This window comes from Pararhodobacter sp. CCB-MM2 (assembly GCF_001691415.1).
Taxonomy (GTDB): Bacteria; Pseudomonadota; Alphaproteobacteria; order Rhodobacterales; family Rhodobacteraceae; genus Pararhodobacter.
Genome location: NZ_LRRR01000016.1, coordinates 56357 through 78997 on the forward strand (window position 1 = coordinate 56357; position 22641 = coordinate 78997).

The 22641-nt window shown below is 68.6% G+C and carries 22 protein-coding genes; 16 read left to right on the plus strand and 6 right to left on the minus strand.

Annotated elements, in window-relative coordinates; genetic code table 11:
• Positions 1-27 precede the first annotated feature (27 nt).
• The 5 genes from BCY78_RS15355 to BCY78_RS15375 all read left to right on the plus strand — a co-directional run bounded on the left by BCY78_RS15355 (position 28) and on the right by BCY78_RS15375 (position 5184).
• Positions 28-795, plus strand: a complete 768-nt coding sequence (locus BCY78_RS15355) for an ABC transporter ATP-binding protein (RefSeq protein ID WP_068303666.1) — start codon at positions 28-30, stop codon at positions 793-795.
• The gene (locus BCY78_RS15360; RefSeq protein ID WP_068303670.1) at positions 788-1636 is read left to right on the plus strand and encodes an ABC transporter permease; all 849 of its coding nucleotides are present in this window, start codon (positions 788-790) and stop codon (positions 1634-1636) included. Before BCY78_RS15355 ends, BCY78_RS15360 begins: the two co-directional genes overlap by 8 nt.
• Before the next feature lies 1 nt (position 1637).
• Positions 1638-2684, plus strand: a complete 1047-nt coding sequence (locus BCY78_RS15365) for a zinc-binding dehydrogenase (protein ID WP_068303672.1) — start codon at positions 1638-1640, stop codon at positions 2682-2684.
• Entirely contained in the window at positions 2681-3397 is a 717-nt protein-coding gene (locus tag BCY78_RS25620) for a hypothetical protein (protein WP_068303676.1), read from the plus strand. Before BCY78_RS15365 ends, BCY78_RS25620 begins: the two co-directional genes overlap by 4 nt.
• A gap of 146 nt (positions 3398-3543) precedes the next feature.
• Positions 3544-5184: an FAD-dependent oxidoreductase gene (locus BCY78_RS15375; protein ID WP_068303679.1), complete on the plus strand. Its 1641-nt coding sequence runs from the start codon at positions 3544-3546 to the stop codon at positions 5182-5184.
• Between the two features lie 67 nt (positions 5185-5251).
• Here BCY78_RS15375 and BCY78_RS15380 read toward each other — a convergent pair whose 3' ends face one another.
• The 3 genes from BCY78_RS15380 to BCY78_RS15390 form a co-directional block, all read right to left on the minus strand.
• Entirely contained in the window at positions 5252-6748 is a 1497-nt protein-coding gene (locus BCY78_RS15380; protein WP_068303682.1) for a tripartite tricarboxylate transporter permease, read from the minus strand.
• A gap of 3 nt (positions 6749-6751) precedes the next feature.
• Positions 6752-7186 (minus strand): tripartite tricarboxylate transporter TctB family protein, encoded by a 435-nt coding sequence (locus BCY78_RS15385; protein WP_068303685.1) that lies wholly within the window; start codon positions 7184-7186, stop codon positions 6752-6754.
• A 79-nt stretch (positions 7187-7265) separates the two neighbouring features.
• Positions 7266-8246, minus strand: coding sequence for a tripartite tricarboxylate transporter substrate binding protein (locus tag BCY78_RS15390; RefSeq protein ID WP_083195071.1), 981 nt, complete (start codon positions 8244-8246; stop codon positions 7266-7268).
• Between the two features lie 155 nt (positions 8247-8401).
• On the opposite strand from BCY78_RS15390, the gene BCY78_RS15395 reads away from it, so the two are divergent.
• From BCY78_RS15395 to BCY78_RS15445, 11 genes are all read left to right on the plus strand, one after another.
• A complete protein-coding gene (locus BCY78_RS15395) occupies positions 8402-9163 on the plus strand; it encodes an IclR family transcriptional regulator C-terminal domain-containing protein (protein WP_068303779.1) in 762 nt (253 codons plus the stop codon).
• 187 nt (positions 9164-9350) lie between these two features.
• Entirely contained in the window at positions 9351-10730 is a 1380-nt protein-coding gene (locus BCY78_RS15400) for an LLM class flavin-dependent oxidoreductase (RefSeq protein WP_068303781.1), read from the plus strand.
• A 164-nt stretch (positions 10731-10894) separates the two neighbouring features.
• Positions 10895-11983 (plus strand): ABC transporter substrate-binding protein, encoded by a 1089-nt coding sequence (locus BCY78_RS15405; RefSeq protein WP_068303688.1) that lies wholly within the window; start codon positions 10895-10897, stop codon positions 11981-11983.
• Positions 11984-12021: 38 nt separating this feature from the next.
• Positions 12022-12789, plus strand: coding sequence for an ABC transporter ATP-binding protein (locus BCY78_RS15410; RefSeq protein WP_068303691.1), 768 nt, complete (start codon positions 12022-12024; stop codon positions 12787-12789).
• Complete coding sequence (locus tag BCY78_RS15415) at positions 12786-13574, plus strand: ABC transporter permease (RefSeq protein WP_068303693.1); 789 nt, start codon at positions 12786-12788, stop codon at positions 13572-13574. Before BCY78_RS15410 ends, BCY78_RS15415 begins: the two co-directional genes overlap by 4 nt.
• Positions 13575-13576: 2 nt before the next feature.
• Entirely contained in the window at positions 13577-14992 is a 1416-nt protein-coding gene (locus BCY78_RS15420) for an FAD-binding oxidoreductase (protein WP_068303695.1), read from the plus strand.
• A complete protein-coding gene (locus BCY78_RS15425; RefSeq protein ID WP_068303697.1) occupies positions 14989-16023 on the plus strand; it encodes a LacI family DNA-binding transcriptional regulator in 1035 nt (344 codons plus the stop codon). The genes BCY78_RS15420 and BCY78_RS15425 overlap by 4 nt, the downstream gene beginning before the upstream one ends.
• On the plus strand, positions 16020-17207 hold the full coding sequence (gene metC, locus BCY78_RS15430; RefSeq protein WP_199523166.1) for a cystathionine beta-lyase: 1188 nt from the start codon (positions 16020-16022) through the stop codon (positions 17205-17207). Before BCY78_RS15425 ends, metC begins: the two co-directional genes overlap by 4 nt.
• A gap of 3 nt (positions 17208-17210) precedes the next feature.
• On the plus strand, positions 17211-18302 hold the full coding sequence (locus tag BCY78_RS15435; protein ID WP_068303699.1) for a histidinol-phosphate transaminase: 1092 nt from the start codon (positions 17211-17213) through the stop codon (positions 18300-18302).
• 58 nt (positions 18303-18360) lie between these two features.
• Positions 18361-20037 carry an alpha/beta hydrolase gene (locus tag BCY78_RS15440; RefSeq protein WP_068303702.1) on the plus strand — a complete coding sequence of 559 codons (1677 nt, stop codon included), beginning with the start codon at positions 18361-18363 and terminating at the stop codon, positions 20035-20037.
• A gap of 143 nt (positions 20038-20180) precedes the next feature.
• Positions 20181-20426: a hypothetical protein gene (locus BCY78_RS15445; RefSeq protein ID WP_068303704.1), complete on the plus strand. Its 246-nt coding sequence runs from the start codon at positions 20181-20183 to the stop codon at positions 20424-20426.
• On the opposite strand, the gene BCY78_RS15450 is transcribed toward BCY78_RS15445, so the two are convergent.
• From BCY78_RS15450 to BCY78_RS15460, 3 genes are read right to left on the minus strand one after another with little or no spacing between them, the layout of a single operon-like run.
• A complete protein-coding gene (locus BCY78_RS15450; protein ID WP_068303707.1) occupies positions 20417-21013 on the minus strand; it encodes a pentapeptide repeat-containing protein in 597 nt (198 codons plus the stop codon). The two genes, BCY78_RS15445 and BCY78_RS15450, sit on opposite strands and share 10 nt — an antisense overlap.
• Positions 21010-21456, minus strand: coding sequence for a flavodoxin domain-containing protein (locus tag BCY78_RS15455; protein WP_068303710.1), 447 nt, complete (start codon positions 21454-21456; stop codon positions 21010-21012). The genes BCY78_RS15450 and BCY78_RS15455 overlap by 4 nt, the downstream gene beginning before the upstream one ends.
• Positions 21456-22640: an FAD-dependent oxidoreductase gene (locus tag BCY78_RS15460; protein ID WP_068303714.1), complete on the minus strand. Its 1185-nt coding sequence runs from the start codon at positions 22638-22640 to the stop codon at positions 21456-21458. Before BCY78_RS15460 ends, BCY78_RS15455 begins: the two co-directional genes overlap by 1 nt.
• Position 22641: the final 1 nt, after the last annotated feature.

The following is a 22641-nucleotide window of genomic DNA, read 5'->3' on the forward strand; positions in this document are numbered from 1 at the left end:
CCCGCGACATTCAAACAGGAGGGCGTCATGGACCTCGTGGTCGACACGCTCAGCCATGCCTATGGCAATGTCACCGTCCTTCAGGACATCGATCTGACCATCCCCTCGGGGCAGATCGTCTGCCTCGTCGGCCCCTCGGGCTGCGGGAAATCGACCCTCCTGCGGATGATCGGCGGGCTGGAACGGCCGACGCAGGGCGCGGTGCGCCTTCTGGGCGAGCCCCCGCGCGACAGCCTGAACCCGCTGACCTTCGTGTTCCAGCATTTCGCCCTGCTGCCCTGGCGCAATGTCGAGGACAACATCCGCCTCGTGCTGGAGGACCACCGGCTGCCCAAGGCCGAGGTCGCGCGCATCATCGACGATGTGCTGGCCCGCACGCGGCTGACGGATTTCGCCAAGGCGTTGCCCAAGCAGCTGTCGGGCGGCATGAAGCAGCGCGTCGCCATCGCCCGCGCGCTGGCGGTGCGGCCGGCCTGCATGCTGATGGACGAGCCCCTCTCGGCGCTGGACAGCCAGACGCGCGAATTGCTGATGGAAGACCTGATTTCGCTGTGGACGCGCGAGCCCTTCACCGCCGTCTACGTCACCCACAACCTTGCCGAGGCGGTCCGGCTGGGCCACCGCGTCGTGGTCCTCTCGCGCCGTCCGGGCCGGGTGCATGATGTCGTCGACATCGACATTCCCCTGCAGGACCGCCACGCCGGCATGCCCGAGCTGGAGAAGACCCAGGCCCATCTGTGGGAGCTGATGCGGCGCGAGGCCCAGGTGGCCGATATGGAGCTGATCGATGGCTGACACCCCCCTCCTCGCGGCCGGAACCCTCCCGCCGTCCCGCCCCGTCACCCCGGCCAAGGGCCAGCCCGTCCCCTTCCGCGGCGGCGGCTTCCAGCCGGTGCCCATCCGCGGCGTGGCGATCCTCGTTTTCGTGCTGCTGATCGCGGCGCTGGAGCTCGGCACCCGCACCGGCGTGATCTCGAACCTGACGATGCCGCCGCCCTCGGCCATCGTCGAGACGCTGTGGAACCTCGCCGCCTCGGGCCGGCTGTGGACGCATCTCTACCCGTCGCTGACCCGCCTCGTGATCGGCGCGGCAATCGGCACCACTCTGGGCATCGCCATCGGCACGATGATCGGCCTCTTCAGCCTTGCCCGCGCGGGCCTCGTGCCGCTGGTCTCGGCGCTGTTCCCGATCCCGAAGATCGCGCTGCTGCCCTTGTTCGTGATCTGGTTCGGCATCGGCGAGTCGTCGAAATACGCGCTGATCGCCTTCGGCACCTTCACCCCCACCGTCGTCGCCACCTTCGGCGCCGTCGACAATGTCGACCGCACGCTGATCCGCATGGGCCAGAGCTTCGGCCTGTCGTGGTGGTCGGTGGTGCGCAAGATCGTGCTGCCCGGCGCGTTCCCCGGCATCCTCTCGGGCCTGCGGGTGTCGATTGCCATCGGCATCATCCTTCTGGTCGCCGCCGAAATGCTGGGCGCGGAGCACGGCATCGGCGCCTATATCCTCGAAGCCGGCTCGCTCTATGACCTCGAACGCCTGTTCGCCGGCGTGACCGTGCTCTCGGTGATGGGGGTGACCCTGTCCTGGCTGATCGGCCTGCTGGAACGCCGCTTCCTGTCCTGGAGATCGTAACATGCTCGCCCTGCAAAAGACCGAGGCCGCGCCGGGATTGTCCCTGCGCGAGGTGGCCGAGCCCGGCCTGCCGCAAGCCGGCGAGGTGGTGCTGGCGATCGAGGCGACCGGCGTCTGCGGCACCGATGTCCACATCGCCCATTGGACGCTGGGCTATGAATCGATGACCTCGGCGATGCCGGTGACCATCGGGCATGAGACCTGCGGGCGGGTGCTGCGCGTCGGTGCGGGCGTCGATCCGGCGCTGATCGGGCGGCGGGTCACGGTCCGGCCCTCGGTCCTGTGCCACGCCTGCCCCGCCTGCCTCAGCGGTGACGAGGACAATTGCACCGGCCGTCGCGGCGTCGGCATCGGCCGCAACGGGGCCTTCGCGCCGTTCCTGACTGTGCTGGCCGAGAATTGCGTGCCCGTGCCCGACGGCATGGCCGCCGAGATCGCGGCACTGACCGAACCCCTGACGGTCTGCCGCGAGGCGGTGGACACGGCCGGTCTGAAAGGCGGCGAGCGGGTGCTGATCCTCGGGCCCGGCAGCATCGGGCAGGGCATCGCGCTGTTCGCCGAAGCCGCCGGCGCGGGCGAGATCGCCATCGTTGGCCGCGACGACGCGGCGCGGCTGCAGCGGCTCAACGCGCTCGGGTTTCCGAACACCGTCGACAGCGCCGGCACCAGCCTGCGCGCCGCGTTGGCGCCATGGCTGGAGACGGGCGGATTCGACGTGATCCTCGAGGCCACCGGCGCGCCCTCGGTGATCCCCGAGGCCCTGTCGGTGCTGGCGAAACGCGGCACCTTGGTCGTGGTCGGCATCCATCCCGCCCCGGCGCAGGTGGATCTGACGGCGCTGGTGCGCAATCACCAGTCGATCCGCGGCTCCTACCGCGCGCCGGTCGCCACCTGGGCCGAGGTCCTGACCTTCCTTGACCGGAATGCCGAGCGCGTGGGCCGGATGATCTCGCATCATTTCCCGATGAGTGAGGCCGACCGCGCCGTGGCCGAGGCCGGTGGCAAGGCCGCGTCGAAGGTCATGGTCCTGCAGGAGGCCCCGGCATGAGCCTGCGCGGCGCGGCCTTCCTGTGCCTGTGGAACGATTTCGACCGCTCGATGACCGAGGAATACGAGCGCTGGCATACGCTGGAACATGTGCGCGAGCGGGTCGCGGCCCCCGGCTTTCTCGCCGCCCGGCGCTATGGCGATCTGGCGCGGGCCGAGAACCGCTACCTCACGCTCTATGACCTCGCGGACATGGCGGCGCTGAGCACGCCGGACTATGCCGATCTGCAGGCCAATCCGACGCCCTGGTCGGCCCGGATGCGCCCGCATTTCTCGAATGTGCTGCGCATTCCCTTCCATCGCATCGCCTCCGAGGGCGAGGGCTTTGCCGCCCATGTCGCGCTTCTCGCCTATGAGATCGCCGAGAGCGACAGCACCGCCGCCGAGGCTCTGGCCGAGCGCCTCGCGGCCCGGCACGACCGGGGGGAGAGCGTCGCTTTCCATGTCGGGCGGGCGCAGGACGTGCCGGCGTATGGCGTGTTCCAGCTGCAGGCCGATGCGCGGCCCGGGGTGCAGATCCTCGTCGCCATCGAGGAATGCACCACGCCCGAGGCGGCGGCAAAGTCGCTTCAGGCCCTGCGCGACGATCAGGCCCGCAACGCCCCGGACGCCCGTATTCTTCGGGCCGAGACCAGCGGTTTCCTCTATGCCGTGGGGCATGAGGAGGCCGTGACGCGCTGGCGACGGCAACATAAGGTGCCGTCCCTGGACTGAACCCTCCGACCCTAGCCTGATCCACGCCCTCGTCCCGCCGGACGGGGGCGTTTTGCTTGCCGCCGCCGCGTCTGGAGGTTTGACACCCCGCGCTCGCTTCCGTAAAATCGCACATATGAGCGATAAGCGCACAGAATGGACGCGACATGAGTGAGAGACGGGCCGCAAGCGAGGCCGAAACCGAGGTTCTGATCGTCGGCGGTGGGCTGGGGGGCGTGAGCGCCGCTCTGGCCGCGACGCGACAGGGCGCCCGCGTGATCCTGACCGAGGCCCTGCCGTGGCTGGGCGGCCAGCTGACCGCGCAGGGCGTGCCGCTGGACGAGGGGCCCTGGGCCGAGACGCTGATCCACTCGGCCAGCTACGACCAGTTCCGCCGCGCCATCCGCGCCGAATACCGCGCGACCATGCCGCTGACCGAGGCCGCGCGCGCTAACCCGAGGCTGAACCCGGGGCAGGGGAATATCGGCACTCTGTGCCATGAGCCCCGGATCGCGGTCGGCGTGCTGAACGGCCTCCTCGCGCCCGCCATCGCGGCGGGTCGGCTGGTGCTGCGCCATGGCCTGACCCCAGTCGCCGTCGAGACCGAGGGCGACCGGGTCCGCGCGGTGACCTTCGAGACGGCGGAAGGCGAGACGCTGGTCATCGCGGCCCGGCTGGTGATCGACGCGACCGAGACCGGCCAGCTGCTGCCCATGGCGCAGGTCGAGCATATCCTCGGTGCCGAAAGCCGCGAGGACACGAGCGAGCTGCATGCCATCGACGGCCCCGCCGATCCGATGGATCAGCAGGCGATCACCTGGGGCATGGCCCTGTCGTATGACCCGGACGGCGATCACACCATCGAGCGCCCCGCGCGCTATGAGGTGTTCCGCGACATGCAACTGCCGTTCTGGCCCGGGCGTCAGTTCGGCTGGACTGTCAGCGACCATGTCACCCATGCGCCGCTGGAACGCGCGCTCTTCGCCGGGGACAGCGACGCGCCCTATCTGTTCGACCTGTGGCATGCCCGGCGGATCGCGTGGCGGCGCAACTTTACCCCCGGCGCCTATCCCAGCGACATCACCATCGCGAACTGGCCGCAGATGGATTACTGGTTCCGCCCCGCCGTCACCGGCGATGCCGCCGCTGATCTGGCCACGATCGAGGACGCGCGGCAGCTCACCCTCTCGTTCCTGTATTGGATGCAGACCGAGGCGCCGCGCCACGATGGCGGCTATGGCTATCGCGGGTTGATGGCACGCGGGGATGTGCTGGGCACCGAGGACGGCACCGCGATGCAGCCCTATTGGCGCGAGGGCTACCGGATCCGCGCGGCCTTCACCGTGCTGGAGCAGCATATCGGCTGCGCCGCCCGTCCGGGGCAGGATCAGGCCGAGGTCTTTGCGGATTCCGTCGGCATCGGCGCCTATCGGATCGACTTGCATCCGAACACGCTCGGCAATCGCAACACGGTCGACATCGATTGCTTCCCGTTCCAGATCCCGCTCGGCGCGCTGCTGCCGGAGCGGGTGCAGAACCTGCTGCCGGCCTGCAAGAACATCGGCACGACGCGGATCACCAATGGCGCGTTTCGCGTGCATCCGGTGGAATGGAGCATCGGCGAGGCCGCCGGGACGCTGGCCGCGTTGTCCTTGCGTGAGGGGCTGGTGCCGCAGGCCTATGCCTCGGGCGCGAAGCTGGACGATCTGCAGGGCGTGCTGCGCGCGGATGGCGTTCTGCTGGAATGGCCGCGTTACGGCGCGCTGACGCCGCGGACGCGGACAGGCTACAGGCCGCCCGCCGCCTGAGCCCAAAGGTCGAACGAAAAACGCCCGCGACTGGATCGCGGGCGTTTTGCTTTTGGGGGCTGGCGGCTCACGCGGTGCGGGCGCGGCGGGCCTTTCGGGCGGTCAGGATCCAGCTGATGGCGAACAGCAGGCACAGCACCAGGAACACCGCGCTTATCGGCCGCTCGAGGAACACCATCAGATCGCCGCGCGCCAGGGTCAGGGCCCGGCGGAAATGGTTCTCCATCATCGGCCCCAGCACGAAGCCCAGAAGCAGGGGTGCGGCCGACAAACCGGCATAGCGCATCGCCAAGCCCAGCAGGCCGAAGCCCAAGGTGACAAAGACGTCGAAGGTCGAGAAATTGACCGTGTAGACGCCGACGCAGATGAACAGGATGATGCTGGGGAACAGCAGGCGGTAGGGGATCGACAGCAGTTTCACCCAGATGCCGACCAGCGGGATGTTCATCACCAGAAGGATCAGGTTGCCGATCCAGAAGCTAGCGACGAGGCCCCAGAACAGCTCGGGCTGCGACGAGATCACCGTCGGCCCCGGCGTGATGCCGTGGATGATCAGAGCGCCCAGCATGATTGCCATCACCGCATCGCCGGGAATGCCGATCGCCAGCGTCGGGATGAAGGCGGTCTGCGTTGCCGCGTTGTTCGAGGCCTCGGGCGCCGAGATCCCCTCGATCGCGCCCTTGCCGAAGCGGTCGGGATCGCGGGCCACGCGTTTCTCCAGCGCATAGGCCATGAAGCTGGCGACCAAGACGCCGGTGCCGGGCAGGATGCCGACGATGGAGCCCACGGCACTGCCGCGCAGGGTGGGGGCGATGGTCTGGCGCAGCTCGGCCCGGCTGGGCATCATCTCGCGCAGGGTCATGCGGTTGGTGCTGGGACGGCCGTTGTCGCGGCCGATATTGGCCAGAACCTCGGCCACGCCGAACAGGCCCATGACCACGGCAACCATGTTGAGGCCGTCGAACAGCTCGGGCAGGCCAAAGCCGTAGCGCACCGAGCCGGTCTGCGGATCGGCGCCGACCAGCCCGAACAGCAGGCCCATGGCGACGGCGATGAAGCCGCGCAGCGGGCCGCCGCTGGCCAGCGTCACGGCGGCCATCAAGCCCAGCAGCATGACGGTGAAGTACTCGGCCGAGGAGAAGCTCAGCGCGACGGAGACCAGCGCCGGCGCGAGGGTTGCCAGCAGGATGATCCCGATGGTGCCCCCCGCAAACGAGGTCAGCGCGGTGACCAGCAGGGCGACGCCCGCCTTGCCCTGCTGCGCCATCGGATAGCCGTCCAGCGCGGTGATCGCCGACGAGGGCGTGCCGGGCAGGTTCATCAGGATCGAGGCGGTCGAGCCGCCGAAGGCCGCGCCGTAATAGATGCCCGACAGCATGATCAGCGCATGGGTCGGCTCCAGATAGAAGGTGACCGGCAGCAGCATGGCGATGGCGGTGATCGCGCCGAGGCCGGGCAACACGCCGACCACCATGCCCAGCGTGACGCCGGCAAGGCAGATCAGCAGGGCCATCGGCGTCAACGCCACCGAAAAGCCCAGGGCCAGGTTCGAGATGAGGTCCATGACCTACTCCGGCAGAAGGGGGATGTTGAGGCCGAGGCCGTAGACGAACAGCCCGGCAAAGCCCGCGGCCAGCAGGACGCCAAGGCCGAAGGTCTCGACAACGCGGCTTTCCGAGGAGGCGCAGGCACAAAGCGCGGTCGCGGCAACGACCGCGATGCCGAGGCCGCCCAAGGGCAGGAGCAGCGCGAAGGCGATCATCGCGGCCGAGACGAAGACGATGGGGCGCAGGGCAGGGCGGTCGGGGCCGGGTTCCGCGCGCAGGGCGAAGACGCCAAGGCCCATCAGCAGCAACAGCAGCGACACGGCCTGCGGGAAGGCGCCTTGGCCGATGCGGCGCAGCGAGCCGAGGTCCATGGACCACGCGCCATAGAGGCCGATGGCGGCCACGGCCAACGCCAGCCCGGCGGCCAGCAGGTTCTGCGAAGAAAATCTGTTCATCGGAGGTCCGGGATGCGCGGGGGCCGGTCGTTCCGGCGCCCCGCCATTTGGTCTTGGCATGAGGTCCTGCCGTAAGGTCTTACTCGGCGGATAGACCCAATTCGGTGATCAGGCCACCCCAGCGCTCGGTCTCGCGGGCGATGAAGGCGTCGAAACCGGCGGCGTCGAGGCTCATCGGGTCCAGCCCGGTGGCCGCGAGGCGGGTCAGCACGGCGTCCGATTCCAGCGCCGTCGCGACCGAAGCGTTGAGCTGCGCGACGATCTCGGCATCGGTGCCGGCAGGGGCCAGCAGGCCGAACCAGCCGAGGATCGGCTCGAACTCGGGCATCGCGGCTTCGGCGACGGTCGGCGTGTCGGCCAACGTCTGCACCCGCTCGGCCGAGGTCACGGCCAAGGCGCGGATCTGGCCGCTGTCGATCAGCGAATCCGAGCCCGAGACGGTGTCGAAGGCGAAGTCCAGAACGCCGCCCATCAGGTCGATGTTCTGCGGGCCCGAGCCGCCGTAGCTGACCGGGATCGCCGTCAGGCCGGCCGCATCGAGGAAGGTCGCCGCCGCCAGCGCCGTCAGCGTCGCGCCGCCGCCCCCGGCGGCATAGGTCAGCGTGTCAGGCTCGGCGCGCGCGGCGTCGATCAGGCCCTGCAGGTCGGCATAGGGCGCCTCGGGGCCGGTGGTGATGACGATCGGCGTGCTGGCGATGCCCGAGACGCCGGTGAAGGCCTCGGCAGTGAAATCGAGGCTGGGGTAATAGGCGAAGCTGCCGGAATAGCCGCTGGTCACGAATAGCAGGGTATAGCCGTCGGCATCCGCATGGGCGACCTCGCGCGCGGCGATGGTGCTGCCGGCGCCGGGCTTGTTCTCGACGACGACGGGCTGGCCGAGGTCCTCGGACAGCTCCTGCGCGACGAGGCGGGCCAGCGTGTCGGCCGGACCGCCCGGCGCGAAGCCAACGACCAGCGTGACCGGGCGGGCCGGGTAGTCGGCCGCCTGCGACAGGGCCGCGCCCGTGCCGAATGCCAGAGCCGTGGTGGCCAGCAGGCCGGTGAGAAGCGGGGTTTTCACGTCTTTTCCTCCTCCGAAAGACAAATATCGTGCGCAGAGCGCTCACATGTGCGATAATAGGGTATGAAATTGCAGACTGTCAAGAAACCGCCCACCCCTGTAGACATCCGACAGGGGCGCGGGGACGGGTCAGGATGCGCGGCGAGGGCAAAGACATGAGCGATTCCAAGAACTACAACACCTCCTTCGCGCGGGGGCTGGACGTGATCCGGGCCTTCGACGCCCGCAATCCGCGCCTGACGGTGGCCGGGGTGGCGGATCGCACCGGGCTGGACCGGGCCGTCGCGCGTCGCCTTCTGCTGACGCTGGTCGAGGAGGGCTATGCCCGGCAGGACGGCAAACTGTTCGAGTTGAGCTCGAAAGTGCTGACGCTGGGCTACAGCTATCTCTCGGCGATGAGCCTCGATCAGCGCCTGCAGCCCAATCTGGACGCGCTGTCCAAGGATCTGGGGCAGGCGGTCTCGGTCTCGGTGCTGGACGGCGCCGAGACGATCTTCATCGCGCGCTCGGATCAGGCGGGACAGGTGATGGCCTATGTCGTGCGCACCGGGCTGCGGCTGTCGGCCTTCACATCGGCCTCGGGGCGGGTGCTGCTGTCGGGCCTCGCGCCCGAGGAGGTTGCGCGCCGTCTGGAACAGGCCCAGGTCGTCGCGCTGACGCCCTACACCAAGACCGATCCCGAGCAGATCCTGACCGAGATCGCCCGCGTCCGCGCCGCCGGTCATTGCGTGAACGAGCAGGAGTTGGAGGAGGGCCTGCTCAGCGTCTCGGTGCCGGTGCGCGGGGTGGACGGCCGGATCGTCGCGGCGCTGAACACCAACTGCAACCACGCGCGGGCGCTGAGCACCGGCTTCGTCGACACGGCGCTGCCGGCTCTGCACCGCGTCGCGGCCGAGATTGCGGCACTGATCCCCTGACCCAGCGGATGTGAAGCGACCTGACGGAAGCAGGCGCGCCCAATTCTGATGCATTGCCCCATGTTTCGCCGTGCCGGCGCAGGCTGGCACGCGCGGATGGATGACGGCATCGGCGAATCATGAAACCGGTTTCATTTCAGGAAACCGGCGTCGGATTCGGTTTCCCCACCGTCTGATGGAGGAATCAATGCCCCAACCCGACCGCGCCCGGCACCTTGCCCTTGGCGCCTTCTTTCACCCGACCGGCCACCACATCGCCGCGTGGCGCGATCCTGAGGCGCAGATCGATGCCGGCACCAATATCGACCATTACCTCGACCTCGCGCGCGAGGCCGAGAGGGGGCGCTTCGACTTCATCTTCCTCGCCGATGCCCTCGCCACGCGGCACGGCAACCTCGACGCGCTCAGCCGTTGGCCGCAATACATGGCCTATTTCGAGCCGACGACGCTGCTGGCGGCGATGGCGACCGTCACCCGGCATGTCGGGCTGATCGCCACGGCGACGACCTCGTTCAACGAGCCCTACAACATCGCCCGCCGCTATGCCTCGCTCGATCATCTCAGCCGGGGGCGGGCGGGCTGGAACATGGTGACCTCGTCGAACCAGAACGAGGCCCGCAACTTCTCACGCGAGGCGCATTTCAGCCATGCCGACCGCTATGCCCGCGCAGAGGAATTCGTGCAGGTGGTCAAGGGGCTATGGGACAGCTGGGAGGATGACGCCTTCCTGCGCGACCGAGCCGAAGGGCGGTATTTCGACCCTGCCAAGCTGCATCGTCTGGACCATGAGGGGCCGCATTTCCAGGTGCGGGGCCCGCTCAACGTGGCGCGCCCGCCGCAGGGCCAGCCGGTGCTGGTGCAGGCCGGGGCCTCGGAGGCGGGAAAGGCCTTCGCGGCGGCGCATGCCGAGGTGATCTTTACCGCGCAGACCGACCTGCAGGCCGCGCGCGCCTTCCGGGACGAGATGCGCGAACGGCTTCGCGCCCTCGGCCGCGACCCTGACGGGCTGAAGATCATGCCGGGGCTCAACCCGATCCTTGGCCGCGACCGGGCCGAAGCCGAAGCCAAGCGCGATGCGCTGGCGGCGCTGATCCCGGAGGCCTTGGGCAAGGAGTTGCTGGCGCCGATCGTGCCCGAGCTGGATCTGTCCGGCCTCGACCCCGACCGGGCGCTTTCGCCCGAGATCCTGCCGGCGACCACCAATGCCTCGGAATCGGGGCTGGCGACCTTCCGTCGGCACCTGGCCGAGGGGATGACCCTGCGCCAGATCTGGACCCGTCACGCCAATGCCCGGGGGCAGAACAGCCTGTGCGGCACCGCGAAGGATGTCGCCGATCACATGCAGGAATGGTTCGAGGCCGGGGCCGTCGATGGCTTCCTGATCCAGCCCTCGGTCCTGCCGACGGGGTTGAGCACCTTTGTCGATGCGGTGATCCCCGAGCTGACGGCGCGCAGCCTGTTCCGCCAGCACTACGAGGGGCAGACCCTGCGCGACAACCTCGGGCTGGCCCGTCCGGCGAATCGCCACGCCGAAACCGGCCCCCATGCCGCGATGGCCATCCTGTGAGCGCCCGTCGCTTCCTCAGCGCTGCCGCGAATTTGGGCAGCCCCATCGCAATCCCCTAGAAAGCCCTGTTTCCGGGTGACTTCGCCTTGGCGATGAAACCGGTTTCACGATTGATGAAACCGGTTTCAAGTGTCACTCATCCCGACATCCCAAGGAGTCCTTCGATGACCTTCAAGATCTCGCTTCCGGCCCTGACCCCGCTGCTGGCGCCGGCTCTCGCCACGGCGCTTGCCGGCCCTGTCATGGCGCAAACGCTGCGCCCGGTGACGCTGGTCGCCGGGGCCAGCACGCTCAACATCGCCTATCCGAACGACACGCTGCCGCAGACGCTGGGCTATTGGGCGGAGGAAGGGCTGGATGTCGAGGTTCTGACCACCGGCGGCACGCTTCAGGCGATCCAGCAGCTGGTCGCCGGCGGCGCGCAATTCGCCGAGGGCAATGTCGGCGCCTTCCTGCAGGGCATCGCCAACACTCAGCTGCCGCTGCGCGTGCTGGTCGCCTATGGCGTGACCGACTGGCAGTTCGTGGTGCCCGCGGGCAGCGAGATCCAGGATGCCGCCACGCTGGAAGGGCACCGGGTCGGCATGGTCTCGTTGGCAACCGGGGGCCTGCCGCTGATGCGCTCGTACCTTGCCGAAGCAGGCATCGACCCGGACTCGGTCGAGGTGATCCCGGTCGGCTTCGGCGCCGCACCCGTCGAGGCCCTGCGCAACGGCGAGGTCGACGCGCTGCTCTACTGGGGTTCGGCCGTCGCCGCCTTCGAGAACGCCGGTCTGGAGATGGAGACCTTCGCGCCCGAGGCCTGGACCCAGCGTCCCGATTACGTTCTGGGCACCACCCGCGCCGCCTACGAGGCCGACCCCGAGGCCGCCATCGGCATGGCCCGCGGGATGGCCCGCGCGATGCTGTTTGCCGAGACCAACCCGGAATGCGCCCTGCAGCTGCAATGGCGCGAATACCCGGATTCGCGCGCGCAGGGGCCGGACGAGGACACCTCGGTCGCCTGGGATCTCAACATCCTCAACGCCAAGCTGGACGCGCTGCGCATGACCCGCGCGCTGTCGGACGACATGTTCGGCCGGGTCGACGCGCCCTATTGGGAGGCGCTGCAGGCCTATCTGGTGGAAACCGCGCAGATCCCGGCGCCGGTCGCGCCCGAGGATTTCCTCGTCACCGAGGCGGGCTTCTTCGAGGCGGTCAACGACTTCGACCATGACGCGGTGATCGCCCAAGCCATGGCGTGCGACTTCTGATGCGGGACGCGCTGTCACAGACCGCGCCGGGGCCGGATATGCTTGCCATATCCGGTCTCACCAAGCGCTATGCCGGGCGGGGCGGCGAGGGGGTTCTGGCCCTAAGCGATGTCGACCTGTCGATCGCGCGCGGGCAGTTCATTTCGGTCGTCGGGCCCTCAGGCTGCGGGAAGTCGACGCTGCTGAAGATCCTCTCCGGGATCCTCGAACGCAGCGCCGGAGAGATCCGTCTGGACGGGCGGCCGATGTCCGGGCCGGACCCGCGCGTGGGGCTGGTGTTTCAAGCGCCGCAGCTGTTGCCGTGGCTGACCGTGACCGAGAATATCCTCGTGCCGGCCCGCGTGCAGAAGCTGGATCTGCGTGCCGCACGGGCCCGCGCGGCCGAGCTGATCGAGATGGTCGGCCTCACCCCCTTCGCCACCAGCTATCCGCGCGAATTGTCGGGCGGCATGCAGCAAAGGGTCGGCATCTGCCGCGCGCTGATCCATGACCCCGAGCTGTTGCTGATGGACGAGCCCTTCGGCGCGCTTGACGCCATGACGCGCGAGACGATGAACAACGAGCTGCAGCGCATCTGGGCCTCCAGCGGCAAGACGGTGATGCTGATCACCCATTCCATCCCCGAGGCGGTCTATCTGGCCGACCGGGTGATCGTGATGACGCCGCGCCCGGGTCGGATCGTCGATGACATAGCGGTCGATCTGCCGCGCGCCCGCACGCTGGAGATGCACAACACGCCGGAATTCGGCCGCCACGTCGCCCGCATCCGCCGCCACTTCAATTCCGAGGGGACGCTCGACGCATGAGCCGCCATCGCAGAACCGCCACCAATGCCCTCCAGCACCTCCTGTTGCTGGCCGCGATCTTGCTGTTGTGGGAAGCCGCCGTGCGCCTGTTCGACGTGCCGCAGATCGTGTTGCCCACGCCGTCGAGCATCCTGCAGGCGCTGATCGGCCTGTTGGGCAGCAGCACCTTCTACCGCCATCTGGTCGTTACCTTGGGCGAGATCCTCGCCGGCTTCGGGCTGGGCGCGGTCGGGGGGACGGTGCTGGGCGTGGTGATCGGCCTGTCGCCGACGATGTATCGCCTGCTGTTCCCCTATGTCGTCGCCTTCGAGACCATGCCCAAGGTCGCCATCGCGCCGATCATCGTGGTCTGGGCGGGCTACGGCATGACCTCGAAGGTGATCATCACCGCGCTGATCGCCTTCTTCCCGCTGTTGGCGAACACGGTGATGGGCCTGCGCTCGGCCCCGCGCGAACAGATCGAGATGCTGGTCGCGGCCACGGCCTCGCGCTGGCAGGTGTTCCATATGGTCCAGTTCCGCCACGCCCTGCCGCAGATCTTCACCGGGCTCGACATCGCCATCGTGCTGTCGGTGATCGGCGCCATCGTCGGTGAATTCGTCGGCGCGCGGGCGGGCTTGGGCTATCTGATCCTGCAGTACAATTTCAACTTCAACATCGCCGGCACCTTCGCCGTCCTGTTCATCCTCTCGGCCATCGGCATCGTGCTGCACTGGATTGTCGCCAGCCTGCACACCCGCATCGTGTTCTGGGTCGAACACGACGCCCTGCACCGCGAGGCCTGAGCATGACCGCCACCCCCTCCGCCGCCACGCTGGACGCCGGGATCCGCGCCCTTGGTCTGGACATTGCCCTGCGCGATGCCGCCGAGCTGGCCGGCCGCCATCCCGGCACCCATCCTGACAATTTCGGCGCCGGTCTGGTGGCGCGACCCGCCGACACTGCCGCGCTCGCCGGGCTGGTGCGCTGGTGCCGGGCCGAGGGCATCGCGCTGGTGCCGCAAGGTGGGCTGACCGGACTGGTCGGCGGCACGGTCAGCGCGCCGGGGATGCTGGCGGTCTCCACCGACCGGATGACGGCGATCGAGGCGATCGACGCGGCCTCCGGCATCGCGGTGGTGCAGGCGGGCGCGACGCTGGAGGCGGTGCAGCAGGCCTGCGCGGCGGTCGGGATGGAGCCGGGCATAGACCTCGGCTCGCGAGGGACGGCGACGATCGGCGGGCTGGTATCGACCAATGCCGGCGGGATTCAGGCCTTCCGTCACGGCGTCATGCGGCACCGGGTGCTGGGGCTGGAGGCAGTGCTGCCGGATGGAAGCCTGCTGTCCGACATGACGCAGGTGGTGAAGAACACCACCGGCTATGACGTGAAGCAGCTGCTGATCGGGGCCGAGGGGACCTTGGGCATCGTCACCCGCGTGGTGCTGAAGCTATCGCCCTTGCCGGCGGCCCGCGCCGTGGCGCTGCTGGCCCTGCCGGATGCCACGGCGGCCTTGCGGCTGGGTCAGGCGCTGAACGCCGATCCCGCGCTGTCGTTGCAGGCCTGCGAGCTGATGACCCGCGATTTCCTTCATCTGAACGCCGAGGCACAGGGCACCAGCTTGCCCGGCGGCGTGGCCGAGGCCCCGGTGACCTTGCTTGTCGAAACCGCCGGGGCCACGCCCGAGGGGGCGGCCGCCGCGCTGGAAACCGCGTTGGACGCCCTGTGGGAACCTTGCGGCCTTCTCGACGGGATCGTCGCGCAAAGCCTCGATCAGGCGCGCCGGCTTTGGCATCTGCGCGAGGACATGTCGGTCTTCGCCGCCCGCTATCCCGGCTATCTGTCCTGTGACATCTCGGTCCCGCCCGCCCGGGTAGGCGAGGCCACGGCCCGCATCAACGCCGCCTTGGCCGAGGTCGAGCCGGGCCTCTCGGCCCTTGTCTTCGCGCATCTTCTGGACGGCAATCTGCATGTCATCCCGCGCCGCGGCGGGCTGACGCCGGCCCTGCGCGCCCGGCTGGAGGACGCGATCTACGGCGGCCTCGCGGCGATGGGTGGCGCGATGAGCGCCGAACACGGTATCGGCAGCAAGAAACAACGCGCCTATGAGGCGCATGTGCCCGCCGCCAAGCGGGCGATGGTTGCGGCGATCAAGGCCGTGCTCGATCCGGCGGGGCTGTTCAACCCCGGCAAGATCGTCGCGGTCCAGGGAGAACAGGCATGAGCGAACCAACCGGCAAACCGGGATTGCGCGACGTGGCCCGCGAGGCGGGTGTGTCGCTGGCCACGGCCTCGCGCGCGATGTCGCAGCCTGACCTCGTGTCCGAGGCCGTGCGCGCCCGTATCGCCGAGGCCTCGGACCGGCTGGGCTATGTCGCCAACCGCACCGCGCGGCGCCTCAGCCAGCATCGCAGCGAAACCATCGGCGTAATTGTGCCCAGCATCGGCAACCCGCTGTTCGCCCCGGCGCTGGACGGGGTGCGCAGCGTCTTGGACGCGCAGGAATACGGCATGCTGATCGCCTCGGCCGAGCGTGACCCGGCGCGCGAACTCAAGCAGATCCGCACGATGATCGAACATGGGGTCGACGCCGTGCTGACGCTGATGCCCGAGCATGATCCGGCGCTGTTCCCCTTCGTCGCCCGGACCGGCACGCCGGTGGTCTATGTGACCAGCACCGCGCCCGAGGCCCCCGTGCCGCTGGTCGATTTCGACAACCCCGCCGCCATGACCGAGATCGTCCGTCATGTCATCGCGCAGGGCCATCGGCGGATCGGCGTCCTCACCGGCTCGCGCGAGAGCACGCCGGTGATTGGACAGCGCCTCGATGCCGCCTTGGCCGAGTTGACGCGCGCCGGCCTGACCCCGCCCGCCGATTGGGTCGTCGAGGCCGATTATGCCTCGGACGAGGCCCGGGCCGGGGCGCGCCGGCTTCTGACCTGTACTGAGCGTCCGACCGCCATCGTCTGTACCGGCGACCAACACGCCGTCGCCACGGTGATCGAGGCGCAGGCGCTCGGCATCGACGTGCCCGGTGCGCTCAGCGTGACGGGGTGCAACGACGTCTCCATCGCCCGCCTGTGCAATCCGCAGCTGACCACCCTGCACATCCCCTACCGGTTGCTGGGCGAACAGGCCTGTCGGCATGCCCTGTCGCTGCTGAGCGGTGAGAGCGTGCCGGACCGTACCGTCCTCGATCACCGACTCGTGGTCCGTGACAGCGTCGCCGCCCCCAAGGAAGGCCCATCCCTGTGACCCTCGATCCCCGCGTGAAACCCGATACGATCGCCACCCATGCCGGGCGCCATCCCGCCGCGCATGGCGGCTCGGTCAGCCCGCCGGTGGACCGTGCGGCGACGCGGATCTTCACCGATCTGGCCGAGATCGAGGCCGCGCATGCCGAAGCCGGGGTGACCGGTCGCCTGAGTGCTTTCCTCGGCTCTCGCGGGGCCGACCAGGTTGCGGAGGCCATCGCCGCGCTGGAAGGGCCCGGGGCCGTCGCCACATTGACCAGCTCGGGCATGAGCGCGCTGGCGATCACCTTTCTCGCGTTCCTCGGGCAGGGCGACCATTTGTTGCTGCCCGACACCGTGTTTGGGCCGACCCGCGACATGGCGCGCGACTTGTTGGGCCGGATGGGGATCAGCTTTGACCTCTACCACCCGCTCGCCTCCGAGGCTGAGTTCCGCGCTTGCCTGCGTCCCAACACGCGGATGGTGCTGACCGAAAGCCCCGGTTCCAACACCTTCGAGGTGCAGGACGTGCCGATGATCGCCCGCGTCGCGCATGAGGCCGGCGCGCTGGTGGCGATCGACAATTCCTGGGCGACGCCGCTGCTGTTCGCCCCTCTGGCACACGGGGTCGATCTGTCGATTTGCGCCGCGACCAAGTACCTCGCCGGGCATTCGGACCTGATCCTCGGCACCATCGCCGGCCGCCGAGAGCTGATGACGCAGGTGATGACCACGCAACGGCAGATGGGCGACACGCCCGGCGCCGATGACGCCTGGCTGCTGGCGCGCGGCCTGCGGACCCTGCCGCTGCGGCTGCGCCAACACGATGCCTCTGGGCGCCGCATCGCCACGGCGTTGCAGGCCCGGCCCGAGGTGCGTCAGGTGCTGCATCCCGCGCTGCCCGATGCTGCGGGCCATGCCCTTTGGGCGCGGGATTTCACAGGGGCCACCGGCCTGTTCGGCGTGGTGCTGGACCCGCTGGAGCGCCCGGCGCTGGAGGCCTTTCTGGGTGCGCTGCGGCTGTTCACGCTGGGCTACAGCTGGGGCGGGTTCGAAAGCCTGATCCTGCCCGTGGCCGCGGATACAGGCCGCCAACATCTGCCGATGCCCGACGGCACCCTTTTGCGGCTTCACGTCGGGCTTGAAGACCCCGACGACCTGCTTGCCGATCTCGACGCCGCCTTCGCGGCCCTGCCGAAAGCCTGAGCCATGACGATCCCCGTCTCCCGCGTTGCCGCGATGCCGTTCTTCCCCCTGCACGAGCCCCCGGCGACCGGGCCGCAGGGCCAGCCGCTGCGCCGGCTGAACCTCAACGAAAGCCCGATGCCGCCCAGCCCCGGCGTGATCGCCGCGATGGCCGAGGCCGCCGGTGGTGCCCACCGCTATCCCGATGGCGAGGCGATGGCGCTGATGCAGGCCCTCTCGGCCAAGACCGGGCAGCCGCTAGACCACCTCTTTGTGGCGGCGGGTTCGAACGAATTGCTGGCCGCCTCGGCCGAGATCGCGCTTGATCCCGGTGACGGCATGGTCGCGCCGGTGCCGGGCTTTCCGACCTATGCCAAGCTCGCGCGCCAACGCGGCGCGGTCTTCACCGGTGTGCCGGTCACGGCGGAGGGGCGGCTGGATATCCCGGCGATGCTGGCCGCGGTGACCCCGCAGACGCGGCTGATGTTCGTCTCCTCGCCCCACAACCCGACTGGCGCGGTGATGACCGCCGCCGAGATCGAGGCGCTGGTCTTGGGCCTGCCGCCGCATGTCCTGCTGCATTTCGACGAGGCCTATTACGAATTCGGCCGCGCCGCCGGCGGGCCGGACGCGCTGCCGCTGCTGGCCCGGCGCGAGGGGCCCTGGATCGCCACGCGGACCTTCTCCAAAGCCTATGGCCTCGCGGGCGCGCGGGTCGGCTACGGGATCGCCGCGACGCCGGTTCTGGCGCAGGCGATCCGCAAGGTGCGTCCGAATTTCAGCCTGAACATCATGGCCTTGGCCGGTGCCGTCACTGCCCTGTCCGAAGAGGCCGAACTGCACGCCCTTCTGGAAAGCGCCGCGACCGAGCAGGCCTATCTGGCCAAGGGTATAACAGAGCTCGGCTTCACGCCTTTGACCGGGGCCGCGAATTTCGTCGCCGCCCTGAAACCGGAGGGGGCGGGCGATCTGCAAGGCGCGCTGCGCGAGCGGGGCATCCATGTCTCGGGCTTCGATCTTGGCGGTCGCGCCGCCCTGCGCATCACGCTGGGCACGCGCGCGGATCATGACGCGGTGCTTCTGACCCTGCGCGAGGTCCTGACCGCCAACGTTTGACAAGCGCGACCGGCGCTTTCACACTTGCCGTCTCGTTTTGCCAGCACTCCGGACCCGTATGGCCCGCAAGACCCTTCTGACGTCGCTTCTGCACACCGTGTCCAAGGACCCGTCGCGCGATGACGTGTTGGCGGCGCTGTGGCGGGCCAATTACCCTCAGGCGGCGGACCCGGCGCTGGACGGCGAACTGGACAGTGCCATCGACTCGCTGCGCGAGATGGGCGAGCGGTTCGGCTCCAACATCGACTTGCGGCGCCTTCTCAGCCAGTTCCAGAACCCCGCGCTGCTGGTTCGGGGCGACGGCACGGTCTACGACCTCAACGCCCGCGCGCGGGCCGGGCTGTCGATCCAGATCGACGAGCCGTTGGATCATCTGGGCATCCAGCTGGCACAGGGGCAAAGCCTGTCCGATCTGGTGCGCCGCAGTGCCGACAGCCGGGGCAATGCGGGCGTTCAGCTGCTGCGCGGCTACGCCGGGCCGAGCGAGCGTGAAGTCACCGTCGCCCTGATCGAGACCGGGGAATCCCACGGGCTGGCGCTGTTGTTCGTCATCGACCCCTGCCTCAGCGACGAGGTGGCGGTGCAGATCGGCCGCAGCAACGACCTGACCGAAGCCGAGACGGCGATCCTGCAAGCCTTCCTCAAGGGCGAATCCCTCGCCGATATCGCCACGGCCCGCGACCGGTCGCTGGCGACGGTGCGGACGCAGTTCAACACGATCCTCGCCAAGTTCGGCGTCTCCACGCAGGCGGCGCTGGTGCGGGTGGTGCTGGGCCTGTCCTCGTTCCTGAACGAGGTCGAGACGCTGCGCCCGGTCTTTGAACATCCTTACCGGCGCAAGTTCCTGATCCCCGGCCCCGGCGGGCGGGCGATTGAGTTCTACGTCGCCGGCGCGCCCGAGGGGCGGGCGGTACTGCACCCCTCGGATGTGCTGAGCTACACCTTCTCGGCCGAGGTGGAGAAGCTGCTGCATGCGGCGGATCTGCGGATGATCTCGGTTGCGCGGCCCGGCATCGGCGGGACGGATCCGGCGCCCTCGGGGATGCGGATGGAACAATGCCATGCCGAGGATGTCGCCGCCGTGCTGCACACTTTGTCGATCCGCGATTATGTGCTGTTCGGCTCGGGCCTGTCGTCGCCGATCTCGATCTACCTCGGGGGGCATCTGCCGGGCAATCTGCGCAACGTGGTGCTGAACACGCCGATCCTGCCGCGCGACTTCTTCCGCCATGATCAAGGCGAGGCGATCCCGGTGCTGCATGCGCTGATGCGGGCCGCTTGGAATTCGCCCAAGTTGTTGCGTTTCCTTCTGAAAAGCTGCGAGGCGCATATCCGTCTGGTAGGCGCCCGGCGCTTCATCGCCACGCAATTCGCCGCAATTCCGATGGACAAGGAAGCGGCCCTGCGCCCGGAGAACACGCGCGAGCTGCAATATGCGATGGATTGCCAATACACCTTGGGCAATCGGCGCGACGAATCCGATTTCCTGCTGATGGCCTTCGATTGGAGCCCGTGGATTCAAGCCTGCAAATCCCAGATCACCGTGCTGCATGGCACCGGCAATCCGGTGATGATCCCGGCGATCTACGACCGGTTTCAGGCGGCCTATCCGGGGCAGGTCCGGCTGTGGCCCCTGCAAGGCGCCGCCGCCGCGCCGGGTTTGACGCATCCTGAGGGGATCGTGGCCTGCCTTGCCGGCTGTTTTGATGGCGCGGGCCTGAGCATCGAAGCCTGAAGCCGCGACCTTTCAGGCAATGCCGAGCCGTCTTTACCCCAAATGCAGTATGCGGGTGGCTCAAGGGATTGGTTAAGACCTTAGAACGCGCCGCGCCGAAAGCGTCATGCGCCGGTCATCCCCGTCCTGCAAGGATCGTCGTCATGGATATCACCCTGCATCGCGCCGCCATCCATTGCGGCATTTGTCATGCTCCGGTCGTGCGCCGGGCCCTGACCGAAGGCGCGGAGGAGCTGGGCTGTCCCCTGTGCAACCTGTGGGATTCTGCCGAGACCGTCCGCCGCGAGGCGATGCGGGCGCATCTGATGGGCAGCGGGACGGCCTCGGCCGCACCGGTATGGTGTGGCGCGCCGCACAAGCTGCCGGATCGCTTCGTGGTTCAGCGGTAGGTATAGCCGAAGGACAGGCCGAATGCGCCGTCGTCGACAGGTGCATTGCCCTGACGCGCAGCGCGTAGCCAAAGGCGGCCGTGGACCTGTGTGTCGGCAAAATCGGCCTCGGCTGGGAAGGCCGCGCCCTGCGCCCAGAGACCGCCGAGGAACTCCGATCCTTTGAGGCTGAGCCCCGCCGCGAAACGGGTCTCGGCAAGATCCAGATTGCCATAGCAGGTCAGGTCGCGCAGATCCGCCGCGCCCCCGAAGTGGCAGCCGCGGAACGTCGCGGTGCCTCGGAACTCGGCGCCCTTCAACGTCGTCGCGTCGAAATGCGCGGCATCGAAGCGGGCGTCATTGGCGAAAAGCGCACCGGACAGGTCCAGAGGCCCCTCGACACGCGCGTCATGGAACCAGCTGAGCCCGTCGAACCGCGCACCCGTCGCGATAAGCCCGCCCTTGAAGACCGCGCCCCGGAAATCCACGCCGCACAGCGCGAGGCCGGTCAGGTCCAGTACGCCTTCGACCGTGACGCCCGCCAGATCGACGGCTTCGCCGTGTTTCCACGGATTGCTGAGAAGGGCGCGGATCTCGGCGGGTTTCATGCGTCAACCGTGGACAGGATCTCGTCGATCCACGGCAACGCCAGATCGTCGGCCATGTCCGACCCCGAGGCATCATGCGTGACGCGCTCGCCCACGCGCTCCGCGCCGGCGCCGGTCAGGATCTCTTCCAGCCGCTTGCCGCCGTAGTTGAAGGTCTCGGGGTATTCGCTGTCGCCCATGCCGAAGATCGCGAAACGGATGCCCGACAGGTCCGGTTTCGCCGCCTCCATCGCCTCGGCGAAGGGCTGGGCCGAAGCCGGCAACTCGCCATCGCCATAGGTTGAGGTGACGACGACATAGAAGGTACCTGCGTCGAAGCCCGCCGGGTCGAAATCCGACAGGTTGGTCACGCTGGCATCATGGTCGGACAGGTGGCTGGCGATGTCTTCGGCCAGCATCTCGGCATTGCCGGTTTCGGTGCCATAAAGGACGGCGATCTGCATCAGCTCTCTCCGGTCTGCTGCGCGATGCTCCGCATCTGCGCGATCGTGGGGATCTTGCGGCGAACGCGCCCCTCGGGGGCTTCCGCGCGCTCGGCGGCGTCGATGCGCTGCCATTGCTCGTAATGCACGGCCCCGGGGACGAGGGCCAGCAGGCCGTCGCGTCCCGGTTTGGCCGGGGTCACGGTGGCGAGGTCGGCGGCGATGCGGGCGGCAACGCCCTGCGCATCGGCGCGGTTTTCCGGGATCGTGCCACGCGGCCCGCGTTTCAGCCAGCCGGTGGCATAGAGGCCGGGGGCGATAAAGCCCTCGGCATCCGCGCCGGGCGTGTCGCCTTCAAACCCGATGGCGGTCAGCACGGTGTCGCAGGGCAATACCATCCGCGCGTCGCCCTGACGGAAGCGGGCGGCGGTCACGTGGGTAGCACCCTCGATCTCCTCGGGCGTCCAGCCGAAATGGAAATGGATCTCGCACGTGGCACCCTCGGGCGCATGGCCCTCAAGATGCTGCAACGCCTCGACAATCTTGCCCTCGCCGCTGAGGCCATGGACATGGATCGCGGCCTGTTCCAGCCGTCCGAGTTCCCGGATCATCACCGGATCGAACTTGGCCGCATCCGAGGGCGAACGGCCCACCACATCGATCCGCCGCACATCGCCGCATTGCACGGCCGCAGCCTCCGACAGGTCCGAGCCGTGGAATTCCCCCGCACCCTTGGCCAGCAACCGCACGAGGTCCACCGCGACATTGCCATTGCCGACGATCACCACGCGCTCGCTGATCGTGACGGGGTTCGCGTCCGGATGATCGTTCAGCGCCCGCGTCACCACGCCCGAGCCCAGAACGCCCGGCAGGTCGTCGCCCTTCACGCCGAGCCGCCGGTCGGCGGACAGGCCCGTCGCCAGCACGACCGCGTCATAGAGGCCCTGCAGCGCCTCCAAATTCACCGTCTCGCCCAAGCGCACATCGCCGAAAAAGCCCACGCCCTGCCGTTCGAACAGCCGCTCGAACTGCCGGATCACGGCCTTGGTGCCTTGGTGATCCGGGGCCACGCCGTAGCGGATCAAGCCATAGGGCACCGGCAACGCGTCGATAATGTCTATCCGCGCCTCGGGCAGGAGTTTCGCCAGCGCCTGCGCGGTGAAACAACCCGAGGGACCGGCGCCGATGATCGCGATCTGGTGCATG

Coding starts and splice junctions, on each gene's coding strand:
- BCY78_RS15355 (WP_068303666.1), top strand. CDS start 28: ATGGACCTCGTGGTCGACACGCTCAGCCATGCCTATGGCAATGTCACC.
- BCY78_RS15360 (WP_068303670.1), top strand. CDS start 788: ATGGCTGACACCCCCCTCCTCGCGGCCGGAACCCTCCCGCCGTCCCGC.
- BCY78_RS15365 (WP_068303672.1), top strand. CDS start 1,638: ATGCTCGCCCTGCAAAAGACCGAGGCCGCGCCGGGATTGTCCCTGCGC.
- BCY78_RS25620 (WP_068303676.1), top strand. CDS start 2,681: ATGAGCCTGCGCGGCGCGGCCTTCCTGTGCCTGTGGAACGATTTCGAC.
- BCY78_RS15375 (WP_068303679.1), top strand. CDS start 3,544: ATGAGTGAGAGACGGGCCGCAAGCGAGGCCGAAACCGAGGTTCTGATC.
- BCY78_RS15380 (WP_068303682.1), bottom strand. CDS start 6,748: ATGGACCTCATCTCGAACCTGGCCCTGGGCTTTTCGGTGGCGTTGACG.
- BCY78_RS15385 (WP_068303685.1), bottom strand. CDS start 7,186: ATGAACAGATTTTCTTCGCAGAACCTGCTGGCCGCCGGGCTGGCGTTG.
- BCY78_RS15395 (WP_068303779.1), top strand. CDS start 8,402: ATGAGCGATTCCAAGAACTACAACACCTCCTTCGCGCGGGGGCTGGAC.
- BCY78_RS15400 (WP_068303781.1), top strand. CDS start 9,351: ATGCCCCAACCCGACCGCGCCCGGCACCTTGCCCTTGGCGCCTTCTTT.
- BCY78_RS15405 (WP_068303688.1), top strand. CDS start 10,895: ATGACCTTCAAGATCTCGCTTCCGGCCCTGACCCCGCTGCTGGCGCCG.
- BCY78_RS15410 (WP_068303691.1), top strand. CDS start 12,022: ATGCTTGCCATATCCGGTCTCACCAAGCGCTATGCCGGGCGGGGCGGC.
- BCY78_RS15415 (WP_068303693.1), top strand. CDS start 12,786: ATGAGCCGCCATCGCAGAACCGCCACCAATGCCCTCCAGCACCTCCTG.
- BCY78_RS15420 (WP_068303695.1), top strand. CDS start 13,577: ATGACCGCCACCCCCTCCGCCGCCACGCTGGACGCCGGGATCCGCGCC.
- BCY78_RS15425 (WP_068303697.1), top strand. CDS start 14,989: ATGAGCGAACCAACCGGCAAACCGGGATTGCGCGACGTGGCCCGCGAG.
- BCY78_RS15435 (WP_068303699.1), top strand. CDS start 17,211: ATGACGATCCCCGTCTCCCGCGTTGCCGCGATGCCGTTCTTCCCCCTG.
- BCY78_RS15440 (WP_068303702.1), top strand. CDS start 18,361: ATGGCCCGCAAGACCCTTCTGACGTCGCTTCTGCACACCGTGTCCAAG.
- BCY78_RS15445 (WP_068303704.1), top strand. CDS start 20,181: ATGGATATCACCCTGCATCGCGCCGCCATCCATTGCGGCATTTGTCAT.
- BCY78_RS15450 (WP_068303707.1), bottom strand. CDS start 21,013: ATGAAACCCGCCGAGATCCGCGCCCTTCTCAGCAATCCGTGGAAACAC.
- BCY78_RS15455 (WP_068303710.1), bottom strand. CDS start 21,456: ATGCAGATCGCCGTCCTTTATGGCACCGAAACCGGCAATGCCGAGATG.
- BCY78_RS15460 (WP_068303714.1), bottom strand. CDS start 22,640: ATGCACCAGATCGCGATCATCGGCGCCGGTCCCTCGGGTTGTTTCACC.